We start from the raw sequence: 12,684 nt of genomic DNA, 5'->3' as shown, positions 1-12,684 counted from the left end.
TAATATACTTTTCTGCTGATTCTTTTCAATATACGCTCCCCATAATTTCAATCAAGATATCGATTGATTTTCGGCTCATGTAACCCGCATGAAACAAATGATGTTTTATAAACTCTTGAACTGCGCGAGTCTTCACGGATATAATAAAAATCGATGTCAGACGGATTCGTCCATCTTCACCTCCATTCCCAATATTCACTGCTAGACGGCGCTATAAAGTTCGAGGATCTCTTCCCCCTCGCAAAGGAATTCGGTATGGATGCCGTCGCTCTGACAGACCACGGCAACCTCTTCGGCGCGTACGAATTTTACAAAAAAGCGAAAGAATCGGGTATAAAGCCCATCATAGGATGCGAGCTTTACGTTACCCCAAAAATCAACCCCGATAACCCGTCCGAAGGCAAGACCCATCACCTGACAGTCTTGTCCATGAACAGGACCGGGTATCAGAACCTTTCGAGGCTCGTGACGAAGGCCTACTTCGACGGGTTTTACAGGAGGCCCAGGGTCGACCACGAGCTCCTCAGCGCGCACAACGAGGGGCTCATCGTATTGAGCGGGTGCCTCAACAGCGAGCTCGCCAAGGCGATATTCAATAAGGACATGAAAGCGGCTTTGAATGTCGCCGCTATGTACAGGGAAATGTTCGGAGACAGGTACTACCTCGAGGTTCAGGCTACCGGTCTTCCGGAACAGAAGAGGGTCAACAAAAAGGTAAGGGAGATAGGAGAGAAGCTCGGCATCCCGATCGTGGCAACGAACGACTGTCATTTCCTCAGACGCGAGGACTCCCGCCCCCACGACGCGCTCCTCTGCATACAAACTGGGTCGTCGCTCAATGACGAGAACAGATTCAGGTTCCAGGGCGACCAGTATTATCTCAAGCCCGAAGGCGAGATGATGAAAGACCTCGAAGGGTTCGAGGACGCGATAAGGATGACGTCCGAGATTGCCAAGAGGTGCAATTTCGAGTTCGAGAGGAACGGCTACAAGCTGCCCGTATTTGAAGCGGAAGGGGGCAAATCGCTCGACGAGTACCTTGCGGAGCTCGCCAGGGAAAAGCTCGAGGGGAGGCTTAAAGAGAACGCGATCCCCTCCGAAAAACATGAGGACTATAAGAACAGGCTCGAGAGCGAGATCGAGATTATCCAGAAGATGGGTTTCTCGGGCTACTTCCTCGTCGTCGCGGATTTCATAAACTACGCTAAGTCAAACGGCATTCCCGTAGGCCCCGGAAGGGGCAGCGCGGCGGGGAGCCTCGTCGCATACGCGCTGGGTATCACGGAGATCGACCCCATCCCTTATAACCTTATCTTCGAGAGGTTCCTCAACCCCGAGCGCGTCAGCATGCCCGATATAGACATAGACTTCTGCGGGGAGGGCAGAGACGAGGTAATAAGATACGTCACGGAAAAATACGGGGCCGACAAGGTCGCGCAGATAGGCACTTTCGGCACCATGTCCGCGAAGGCCGTGGTGAAGGACGTCGGCAGGGTCATGGGCATCCCGTACGCGGACGTCGACAGGGTTACCAAGCTTATACCGTCCTTCAGGGGAAAAGTGTTCAGCATAGACAAGGCGATCGAGAGCGTCGCCGAGCTCAAGAAGCTCATAGAGGACTCCCCCGCGCTCAAGGAGATGATAGAGCTCGCCAGACCGCTCGAGGACATGGTCAGGCACTCATCAACCCATGCGGCGGGCATCGTGATTGCGAACGAGCCGCTCGCGGACCACATCCCGCTCTGCAAAGGCTCGAGGAATGAAATCGTCACGCAGTTCGACATGAACTCGATAGAAGAGCTGGGCTTCGTCAAGTTCGATTTCCTGGGACTCAAGACCCTCACTGTGATAAACAAGGCGCTCGAGCTTATCAAGGAGAACCACGGGAACGGAGAGGAGTTCGATCTCGACATTAATAAAATCCCCCTCGACGACCCTGAAGTCTACGCTCTCCTTTCGAGCGGCAGGACGCGCGGCATATTCCAGATAGAATCGTCGGGCATGAAAGAGCTGATGATAAACCTTCAGCCCACCGGGTTCGAGGACATAATAGCCGTTCTCGCGCTTTACAGGCCCGGCCCGCTCGACAGCGGCATGGTCGACGAATACATAGAGCGCAAGCATGGAAAGCGCAAGATTCAGTACCCGCTCCCCGAGCTCCAGGACATCCTCCGCGACACGTACGGGCTCTTCGTGTACCAGGAGCAGATAATGAGCATAGCGAGCGTCGTCGCCGATTACAGCCTCGGCGAGGCGGACCTTCTCAGGCGCGCGATGGGCAAGAAAAAACCCGAGGAGATGAAAGCCCAGAGGGACAGGTTCCTCGAAGGCGCGAAACAAAAGGGCATAAAGGATAAAAAAGCCAAAGAGATATTCGACGCCATGGAGAAGTTCGCCGAGTACTCTTTCAACAAGAGCCACAGCGCCGCCTACGCGCTGATCACGTATCAGACCGCTTATTTGAAAACCCACTACCCGGCCGAATTCATGGCGGCGCTCATGTCTGTGGAAGCGAGCAACACCGATAAAGTCATATCGAGCATCACCGAGTGCAAGCAGATGGGGATTCCCGTGCTCGCGCCCGACGTGAACGAGAGCCTGGCGGGCTTCACCGCATCGAAAGGCACCATCAGGTTCGGCCTCTCGGCGATAAAGAACGTAGGCGAGGGGACGGTCGAGGCGATTATAAAGGCCAGGCGGGAGAACGGGAAGTTTGATTCGATCTTCGATTTCTGCGAGCACGTCGAGGCGAGGAAGCTCAACAGGAGGACCTTCGAGAGCCTAGTCAAGAGCGGCGCCTTCGATTCCCTCTCCGTAGACAGGGCGACGCTGATGGAGTCACTCGATACGCTCCTCAACTACACGTCGCTCAAGCAGAAGAGCTCCGTCGAAGGCCAGCATTCCCTCTTCGCCATGAACGACTCGGTTTCACTGCCGCGTCTGGCGGAAACGGAGGAGTGGGACGAGAAGGAGGTGCTGAGAAACGAGATGGATGTGCTGGGTTTCTACGTCACGAGCCACCCGATGTCGAAATACGCGTCCGAAATTACGAGGTCGATGGAAAACACCGATACTGAGGCCCTTGCCGAGCTCAAGGAGAGGCGCGACGTTTCCGTCGCGGGCATTGTCCGCTCTCTCACCGTGAAACATACCAAGAGCGGCTCGGGCATATTCGGCAACATGGTGCTCGAGGATCTCAAAGGCTCTGTCGAGGTAGTCATATTCAACGACCTCTTGAGGAAATCGCTCCCGCTGCTCGAGGACAAGATAGAGCCCGTCATAGTGAAGGGCGTACTCGAGCCCGGCGAGGACAGGGTAAAGATGAGGGCTACGGATATACTGCCTATTAAGGCGCTCCGGAACGGCTCCACTGTCCACATCAGTCTCGGCAGCGAAAAGTCCGGCAGGGACAGCTTCATCCATTTGAGGGAAATATTCACGAGCTACCCCGGCGATTCACTCATCCACATACACATAGCCACAGACGACGGTGAGGCCGTCATAGAGGTTGGCGACGTGAGGGTGGATGTCAGGGACGATTTTATACAGGACGTCGAGAATCTTCTTGGAAGGAACTGCCTCAGGCTTGTCTGACGCTCAGTCCTCCTGCGCGTCTTCGATTACCTCTTTGAGCCCCTCCGGGTCGCTCGTCACGACGAATACCTCCTGCACCGAAGTCCCGCTCCTCGCTATCAGCTTCGCCCCGCTGACGGTGCTGTACTTGTATCGGACTTTGAGGTTCTCTCCCGGTTTTTTGCCTACCTTTATCTCTCCGGGGATTATCGACTCCACGTGCTCGAGAGGCGAGACATAAGTTTCGAGAAAGCTCCCGAGCCCTTTGATTATGCTGTGCTGCCGCTTTATCTTATTCTTCCTGTGCTTCATATAACCTTGCGGTAAATATACAACGGTCTTCTCACTCTTCCTAATTCTCTGTGCGTAAATCTCGTCCTGCATCCATCTGTAGGAGCGGCTACCAGCTACGATTATCCGACGACCAACCCTACTTTGTCATTTCGAGCCACAGTTCTGAACTAGTGCAAGAACTGGACGCCTCTGCTTATGAAACACGATGTTAATTAATACTTGTGACGTCGCTTTATCAAATTCTAATAGCGATAAATCTATCTTCTGTTTTTTTCTATTTATTCCCTCCTTTCGTAAAGGAGGGCTAGGGTGGATTTGTTTTTATTCTTTCTTTATTGTCATTCTGAACTGCGTTTCTGAGCAACAATTCCGAGCAAGTGAGGAATTGGTCTCTAGTGGTTGAGTGCTCGAACCCAATATTTCTCCGTACTGTAGCAACAGAAGCCAAACCAGCAAGAAACGGACGTTCATGGCCGAATCCAAAAACGGAATTATTCACAGCAAATTTGTTAAACAAACCATAATATTCAGAATCTCATCCTTTATCCTTTCTCATGTCCGCAGTAGCTGCATCCCGCGGCAACATGCTCAGCTACCCCTCCAGATAACTCGCAATAATCTTCTTGATCCCGTACCGCTGGAACGATACTGTAACTTTCGCATCATCCCCAGTCCCCTCCACCCTCTTTATCGTCCCCTGCCCGAAAGACGGGTGCTCTATCCTCTGCCCCACCTTATACCTGCTCCCGTTCTCTGCGCCAGGGTTCTTTTTCGGTAACGCGGTGCGTTCTCTCTTGTCCGTATCATACTCGCGCCCGGAATAATCTCCGTACGAAGCGACGTAGGAGTAATTCCATTCGACGAGCTCTTTGGGCAGGTCGCTCAGGAACCTCGAAGGCGCGGGTCTCTCCTCCTTCCCGAACACCCTCCTCCTCGCCGCGCTCGTGAGGTGTACCTTCTCCTTCGCCCTCGTGAGCCCCACGTAAAATAGCCTCCGCTCTTCCTCCACCTGTCCTTCCTTCGCGGAATTGAAATGCGGTATGAGGTTCTCTTCGAGCCCGATTATGAACGCGAACGGGAACTCGAGCCCCTTCGCCGAGTGGAGCGTCATGAGCGCGACGCGGTCGTCTTTCTCGTCGTAGCTGTCGACGTCGCTCGCTAGCGTGAGGGTATCGAGGAAGTCGCGGAGGAAGGCCTTACCCGACTCCTTCTCGAATTCCGCGGCGAGGTTAAGTATCTCGCCGACGTTCTCCCTCCTCTCCTCTTCCCTTTCGAGCAAGTCCAGGTATCCCGTCTCTTGCAGCACCAGGTCGAGGAGCTTACCTATCTCGTACTTCTCGCCGTACCCGATGAGCCGTTCCATCATGCGGAGGAACTTGCCCAGGCTAAGGGCAGCCCTCGCGGGCAGCAGGTTATCGTCGAGCGCCTTCCGCATTGCATCCATGAGGGATATGCCCTTGCTTTTCGAGAGCTCGTCCAGTCTCTCCACCGTCCCTTTCCCGATCCCGCGCGGGGGGACGTTGACGATACGTCTCAGGCTCAGGTCGTCGAGCGGGTTCGCAATAACCCTGAGATACGCCATGACGTCCTTTATCTCGGCCCTCTCGTAAAACCCGATCCCCCCGACTATCACGTAAGGGATACCCTTCCTCACGAGCTCGTCCTCTATGGTCCTCGACTGGTTGTTTGTCCTGTATAGGACCGCCGCGTCCCTGTACGAGCGTCCGCGATTCCTCACCAGAGACTCGATCTCCGCTACGACGTATCTCGCCTCGTCCCTGTCGTCGTAAGCCGCATAGTGCCGGAGCTTCTCCCCTTCCGGGTTGTCCGTCCAGAGGTTCTTGTCGTGCCTGTTCGCGTTCTTCCGTATGAGCCCGTTGGCGGCGTTGAGTATTGTCTTTGTCGACCTGTAGTTCTTTTCGAGCTTAATAATCCTGGAATCAGGGAAATCCCTCTCGAAGTTGAGTATGTTCGTTATATCCGCCCCCCGCCAGCCGTAGATCGACTGGTTGTCGTCCCCCACGACGAATATGTTCCTGTGTTTCCTCGAAAGGAGCTCGACCAGCTTGTACTGCATCTGGTTCGTATCCTGGTATTCGTCGACGAGTATGTGGCGGAACGTTTCCTGGTAATGGCGCAGGACGTCCGGTTTTTCCTTAAAGAGCCTTACGGTTAAATAGAGGAGGTCCCCGAAATCGACCGCGTTCAGCTTCCTGAGCTCCTCTTCGTAAAGGCCGTAGATTTTCGAGATCCTCTCGTCGTAGGCTTCCCTCCCGGCCTCGTCCGGGTCGAGCCCTCTGTTCTTCGCCCTGTCTATCTTCGACCTCACCGACTTCGGGTCGAGCTCTTTCTCGCCGATGTTGAGCCGCTCCATGCAGGCCTTGATCAGCTTCAGCTGGTCGCCGTCGTCGTAAATGATGAAGTCCTGCCTGAACCCGTCGAGATGTTTTATCTCCCGCTTCAGTATCCTGAGACAGATCGAGTGGAACGTGCCTAACCAGATGCCCTTCACGGCTGGCCCGATAAGGCGGTTGAGCCTTTCCTTCATCTCGTTCGCCGCTTTGTTCGTGAAAGTGACGGCAAGTATATTCGAAGGGTTCTCGCCTCTTTCCCTTATTAAATAGGCGATCCTCTCCGTGATTATCCTCGTCTTCCCCGAACCCGCGCCTGCGAGCACGAGCACGGGCCCGCCAGCGTGAGTGACGGCTTCCGCCTGGGACGGGTTCAATTTATCTGTATTTCCGGATGTCATCTGAGTTCACTGTGAGAATGAAATATGGAGCAATTCCGCTTCACTGGCTGGGGCGGGTGGACTCGAACCACCACAGCAGGCTCCAAAGGCCTGAGTCCTACCGTTAGACGACGCCCCAACGGCCACCCGGTAATGTTACCAAGACTTGACTGTTATATCAATGAAATCGAGCCGACACCGCACCCCCTATGTTCGCCATCAGCTTTATTATTTCCCTCCCCCCTTTTTAAGTGGGGGAGGGTTCGGGTGGGTGGGGTTACCCTAGTGTTCAATCAACTAAGAAATCCTTTCCCGACATTCAAAAACAATTCCGATCGAGTAACGGTTTCGAGCAAGAGTTGTATTTGGATGAATACATAAATGCTCATGCTCCCGGGATAATACCTTGAAGCCAAATAAATCGATTGCTCTCTCCTGAATGCTAGCATGTAATTTTCTTGGCTCCGATATTTCCTGCTGACACATCGCCTGCGCGACACCAATATTGCCCGCTGTGAAAACAGCGGGCAACAGGGACATTACGGGATTTGCGTCAAGAAAATCGCGTGTTTAAGCGTAAAAATCTTTCAGCCTCCCATTCGAAAGATTTTCGCTTAAACACAAGATTTTTAGCAAACTTCCCGTAGTCCCCAAAAGATTTTTGCTACTTTTGATCTCTCAAAAGTAGAAAGCTTAAGTCCTTTCATGCAGCTTGTCCCGGCGTAGTTTAATTACGAAGCCGGAGCCGCAGGAATCTCGCTTTTCATCTTTCATCCCCTCTCCCCTGCGAGAGTGCATAGACACAGAACCGTGAATATCATAGAATAATCACTAAAACGCGGGCTTTGGCGGATGGACCGGAAAATAATACTCTTTTACAATCGTATGTGGCATGATCCCCTCGTTTACCCGGAGAACGAGCTTCCGGAGGGATACGCCATTACCATGGACAGGAGTCTCATGGACGAGGCTGCCGCGGTAGTATTCCATCTGCCTACGCTCCCGCCTGCCCTGTTTACGGACGGCGGGATCAGTAAAAAGAACGGACAGGTCTGGGTCGCCTGGTATGTGGAATGCGAAGCTCATTACCCTCACTTGAACGATCCCGGTTTTATGAGCCGCTTCGATTTGACCATGTCCCATCGCAGTGGAGCGGATATTCTTTCCCCGTACGTTCCGCCTGACTTCACGGAGCATGCACGTAAGCCAGTCCCGGAAAAGGAGCCGGGGAAAATCGTGAACGCCTTCATATCGAGCCATGTTAACAAAAGCGGGAGGCTCCAGTATCTGATAAGGATGATGAAGGTTCTCGATGTCCATTCCTACGGGCGTATGATTCCGAACATGCCGTCCCGGGACGACTACGGGCACCGGTTCAAATTGGATACGATTTCCGGGTATAAGTTTACGATAGCCTTTGAGAACGCAATCGCGCCCGACTATGTGACCGAGAAATTCTACGACCCGTTGATCATGGGCTCAGTGCCCGTTTACTTGGGCGCTCCCAATATCTCCGATTACGCTCCGGGTGAGAACTGCTTTATCAACACCGCCGATTGGGCTGACCCCGAGTCCCTCGCACGTTATATTCTCGAGGTCTCAAGCGACGAAGCATTGTACAATAGCTACTTCGAATGGAAGAAAAAGCCGTTCCTGCCGGAATTCAATGAACTGATCGAGGTCAAGAAGATCCATCCGTTCGTCAGGCTCTGCAGGAAGGTCGAGGAATTGACCTAACAGGCTTCAGGGATTCGCGGGATAAACCTTGCCGGGCCTCCGTCATAGGTGTAAACGAACGGGAAAGTTTATAGGCGCTTTTTCGAGTAAATTTTAACGGTTAATAAGGAGAATGGCAGTCCTGAATCTTGACAGCTATTATTTTATGTAAGAAAATTAAGGGTTCTGATAATTTTTCGAGCGCGTAGCTCAGGGGGAGAGCGCTTGCTTGACACGCAAGAGGTCGCAGGTTCAAATCCTGCCGTGCTCACCATGTGTAACCGGAATATATGAAAGAAGTGCACATAAACCTTCCCGACGGGGCGGAAAGAACCTTTCCCGAAGGCACGACCGTTGGGGAAATCATTGAGACTATCGGAATCCGGAACGGTGCCATAGGCGCCAGGGTAAACGGCACGCTCGTCGACTTCTGGCACGAGATATATTCCGATTCCGAGCTTGAGCCCGTAAAAGCAGGCTCCGAGGAAGGCCTCACGCTCATAAGGCACACGGCGGCTCACGTTATGGCCGAAGCCGTTCAGTCCCTCTTCCCCGAGGCGAAGGTCACGATCGGCCCGGTGATAGAGAACGGGTTCTACTACGATTTCGAGTACCCTAAAGGCTTCACTCCCGAAGACCTCGAGAAGATCGAGGAGAAGATGAGGGAGATAGTCGAGCAGAAAAAGCCCCTCGTGAGGAAAAAAGTATCCAGGGAAAAAGCGATCGACATATTCAGGTCGGAGGGAGAGAAATACAAGGTCGAGATAGTGAACGACCTCCCTCCCGACCAGCAGATAACGATATACGAGCAGGGCGGCTGGCACGACCTCTGCCGTGGCCCCCACGCGCCTTCGACCGATTACGTCAAGGCGTTCAAGCTCCTCAGCATCGCTGGGGCATACTGGCGCGGGGACGAGAAGAACCCCATGCTCCAGCGTATTTACGGCACCGCTTTCTGGGACAGAAAGGCGCTCAAGGAATATCTCGACAAGCTCGAGGAGGCCCGGAAGCGCGACCACAGAAAGGTCGGCAAGGAGCTCGACCTTTTCTCCATACAGGAAGAAACCGGGGCAGGGCTCGTGCTCTGGCATCCCAAGGGCTCCCGCATAAGACGCGTCATCGAGGACTTCTGGCGCGACCAGCACGAGCGCTACGACTACGAGCTCCTCTACACCCCGCACATAGCCAAAATCGACCTCTGGAAGACTAGCGGACACCTCGAGTTCTATAACGAGAACATGTATCCCCGCATGGAGGTTGAGAATACCGAGTTCCAGATAAAGCCGATGAACTGCCCTTTTCATATCATGATCTATAAAACGGGGATAAGGAGCTACAGGGACCTTCCGCTCAGATGGGCCGAGATAGGGACCGTCTACCGCTACGAGCGCTCGGGAGTGCTCCACGGGCTCATGAGGGTGAGGGGTTTTTCCCAGGACGACGCCCACATATTCTGCAGGCCCGACCAGATGGAGGACGAGGTCCTGGGCGTCCTCGACCTGACTATACTTTTTCTCAAGACGTTCGGCTTCGACGATTACGAGGTGTTCCTTTCTACCAGGCCCGAGAAATACGTCGGCAATATTGAAGGCTGGGACAGGGCTACCGAAGCCCTCAGGCGCTCTCTCGACAAGAAAGGTCTCAAATACGAGGTCGACGAGGGCGGGGGGGCTTTCTACGGGCCCAAGATAGACCTCAAGATCAAGGACGTTTTAGGCAGAGCTTGGCAGTGCTCGACAGTTCAGGTAGATTTTAACCTTCCCGAAAGGTTCGATATGACCTACGTCGGGGAAGATAACGCGCGTCATCAGCCCATTATGATCCACCGCGCTATCTTCGGTTCTATGGAAAGGTTTTTCGGAGTGTTGATAGAGCATTACGGTGGGGCTTTCCCGCTCTGGCTTAGTCCCGTGCAGGTGCGTATTGCTACTGTAGGCGACGAGCAGTCGGCTTATGCGGACGAGCTTAACCGGAAGCTCCGGGCGAGCAGGATAAGGGTCGAGAACGATAAGAGGAACGAAAAACTGGGACTCAAGGTCAGAGAGGCGCAGCTCGCGAAGATTCCGTATCTCCTGGTAGTCGGAAAAAACGAGGCGGAATCCGGGACAGTGGCCCCGAGGAAGCTCGGGGGAAAGAACCTGCCTCCGATGACGATAGAAGAGTTTCTTCACAGCATAGCGGTTGAGCTTGATCCCGAGACATGGAGGGAGGTTGAACGGCAATAGCTAAAGGGTTTAAAGCAAAAGAGGCTGAAGTCCGGATTAATCAGAGGATTAAAGCGCGGGAAGTCAGATTGATTTCCGATACCGGGGAGCAGCTTGGCGTGGTTCCGATCCGGGAAGCGCTCCAGATGTCTGAAGAAAGGGGCGTCGACCTGGTCGAGGTCGCTCCGAACGCGAATCCGCCGGTATGCAGGCTGATGGATTACGGGAAGTACAAATACGAGCTCAAAAAGCAGGCGACCGCAAAGAGACAGAAAACGCAGACGATCAAGGAATTGAAATTCCGCCCCAATATAGGCGATCACGACCTCGACGTCAAGATAAACCGAATCAGGGAGTTTTTAGAGGACGATAACAAAACGAAGATAAGGATATTTTTCAGGGGCAGGGAAATTGTCCATCCCGAGCTGGGAAGGGTGCTCGCTAACAGGATAATCGAGAGGGTGTCCGATATCGGCGGCGTAGACATGCCGCCCAAGCTCGAGGGGAAAAACCTCATTATGGTCATATCGCCCAAGAAAAGTACGCAAGCCGGGAGGGAAAATGCCAAAACAGAAGGTTAAGACGAACAGGAGCGCCGCCAAGAGGTTCAGTGTAACCGGAAGCGGCAAGATAAAGAGGTCGAGCGGCGGCAAGAGTCATTCAAATGCGAAGAAGGGCAGGAAGCGAATGAGGAGGCTCGGCTCAGCCAAGATCGAAGAGGGAGCAGAGGCCAGGAGGATCAGGTCCTATATCCCTTATAAATAAGATATCGTTATAGCAAGTCCGGGTCGAACCGGCTGACTGTATAAAAGACGGGAGATAAAGATGAGAATAAAAAGAGGGGTAGCTTCGAGAAAGAGGAGAAAGAGAGTCCTTAAGCTCGCGAAGGGGTTCTGGGGACGGAGGAAGAGCAACATCAGGAGGGCGAAGGAGACTGTAATCCGCGCCATGGCGTATGCCTTCAGGCACAGGCGGCTCAAGAAGAGGGACTTCAGGAAACTCTGGATCACCAGGATCAACGCAGCCGTAAGGCCTTACGGTCTTTCATACAGCGCCTTCATGGGCTCGCTAAAGAAGGCCGGCATCGAGCTCGACAGAAAGACCCTGTCGGAGATGGCCATAAGGGAGCCCGAGAGCTTCAAGGCCGTCGTCGACGCCGCCAAATCCGGATTGAATTAGCCGAGCATTTCCTTTTTTCATACCCACAATAATAGATAAATATACGCGGCCCGCATTCACACCGAATGCGGGCCGTGTTCTTATATAAATTCCCTCCCCCTCATGGGAGGGGGAGGGTAAGGGTGGGGGGTGTGCCTCTTTATTCTTGTCTTTGCGAGCTGCGAAGCAGCGCGGCAATCTCGCCGTTCGCAGTTAATTCCCTCCTTAGAAAAAGAACGGTTCTGAGCGTGTGCAAGAACCGGACGCCATACCAACAAAGGCGGATGAGTAAATTATCTTCCGCGTCGTCGTTGCCTAAGCCAAAATAGGTTATGGAGGATTTTCTTTTTTGTCATTCCCGACCCTGAATTGATCTCGTATCAAGTACGGGACATGGTTCAGGGCAGGAACCGATCAGGAATCCACTTCTTTAATCCTGTATCTTGCATCCTGGCTGTAGGAGCGGCTTCCAGCCGCGATTCCTTTAATTCCCTCCTTTGTAAAGGAGGGTTAGGGTGGATTTTAAATCATTCAATCCCCGTCTGTCCCCCTGTCCGTCGTAACCTGAAGGGCGAAGTCGGATGCTCGTCCGTCGAAGTCTCGACGTAGCCGGAAGCTTGTCGAATGGCATATTATTGTCTTTGCGAGGGAACGGTTCTGAACAACAATTCTGAGCAAGTGAAGAATTGGTCTCTGATGGTTGAGTACGAGGACCTTATTTTCTCTCTGCACCGTCACGAAAGAAGCCAAAATACAAGAACCGGTCGCTGTTGGCTGATTGCAACGAAGAAAGTTATCCGGTGCCATGCCGGGTGAATACCGTGACCGCGGCAATCTCATCTTTTCTGTCATTCCCGACACCGATCGGGAATCCACTTGTAGTCATCCTTGTATCTTGTATCTTAAAAACAACGGATTAAATTGTATAAAATATCAAGAAGCTATAATACGGGAGCGGAGAGATACTCGTGTCATCCTAAGGTTTTAAAACCGGGAGTTCAGATTAGT

The 12,684-nt window shown here is 53.1% G+C and carries 8 protein-coding genes and 2 tRNA genes; 7 read left to right on the top strand and 3 right to left on the bottom strand.

The window, feature by feature from the left end; genetic code table 11:
- The first annotated feature begins 153 nt into the window (after positions 1-153).
- Positions 154-3,594 (top strand): DNA polymerase III subunit alpha, encoded by a 3,441-nt coding sequence (dnaE, locus tag AB1598_13340; GenBank protein ID MEW6145988.1) that lies wholly within the window; start codon positions 154-156, stop codon positions 3,592-3,594.
- 3 nt (positions 3,595-3,597) lie between these two features.
- On the opposite strand, the gene AB1598_13335 is transcribed toward dnaE, so the two are convergent.
- The 3 genes from AB1598_13335 to AB1598_13325 all read right to left on the bottom strand — a co-directional run bounded on the left by AB1598_13335 (position 3,598) and on the right by AB1598_13325 (position 6,737).
- Complete coding sequence (locus tag AB1598_13335) at positions 3,598-3,885, bottom strand: DUF2103 domain-containing protein (protein ID MEW6145987.1); 288 nt, start codon at positions 3,883-3,885, stop codon at positions 3,598-3,600.
- 574 nt (positions 3,886-4,459) lie between these two features.
- Positions 4,460-6,595, bottom strand: a complete 2,136-nt coding sequence (locus tag AB1598_13330) for a UvrD-helicase domain-containing protein (protein ID MEW6145986.1) — start codon at positions 6,593-6,595, stop codon at positions 4,460-4,462.
- Positions 6,596-6,663: 68 nt separating this feature from the next.
- Positions 6,664-6,737, bottom strand: a tRNA-Gln gene (locus tag AB1598_13325).
- 713 nt (positions 6,738-7,450) lie between these two features.
- On the opposite strand from AB1598_13325, the gene AB1598_13320 reads away from it, so the two are divergent.
- The 6 genes from AB1598_13320 (at position 7,451) to rplT (ending at position 11,697) form a co-directional block, all read left to right on the top strand.
- Positions 7,451-8,335, top strand: a complete 885-nt coding sequence (locus tag AB1598_13320; protein ID MEW6145985.1) for a glycosyltransferase family 10 — start codon at positions 7,451-7,453, stop codon at positions 8,333-8,335.
- A gap of 178 nt (positions 8,336-8,513) precedes the next feature.
- Positions 8,514-8,588 (top strand) — tRNA-Val (locus tag AB1598_13315).
- A gap of 16 nt (positions 8,589-8,604) precedes the next feature.
- Complete coding sequence (gene thrS, locus AB1598_13310) at positions 8,605-10,539, top strand: threonine--tRNA ligase (GenBank protein ID MEW6145984.1); 1,935 nt, start codon at positions 8,605-8,607, stop codon at positions 10,537-10,539.
- Complete coding sequence (gene infC / locus AB1598_13305) at positions 10,536-11,099, top strand: translation initiation factor IF-3 (protein MEW6145983.1); 564 nt, start codon at positions 10,536-10,538, stop codon at positions 11,097-11,099. Before thrS ends, infC begins: the two co-directional genes overlap by 4 nt.
- Positions 11,080-11,283, top strand: a complete 204-nt coding sequence (rpmI, locus tag AB1598_13300; protein ID MEW6145982.1) for a 50S ribosomal protein L35 — start codon at positions 11,080-11,082, stop codon at positions 11,281-11,283. Before infC ends, rpmI begins: the two co-directional genes overlap by 20 nt.
- A gap of 60 nt (positions 11,284-11,343) precedes the next feature.
- A complete protein-coding gene (rplT, locus tag AB1598_13295; GenBank protein ID MEW6145981.1) occupies positions 11,344-11,697 on the top strand; it encodes a 50S ribosomal protein L20 in 354 nt (117 codons plus the stop codon).
- The last annotated feature ends 987 nt before the right edge of the window (positions 11,698-12,684 follow it).

The organism is Thermodesulfobacteriota bacterium (assembly GCA_040754335.1).
GTDB lineage: Bacteria > Desulfobacterota_D > UBA1144 > Nemesobacterales > UBA2774 > 2-12-FULL-53-21.
Note: the sequence above shows the minus strand (reverse complement) of the source record. Positions and strands in the feature narration are given on the sequence as shown.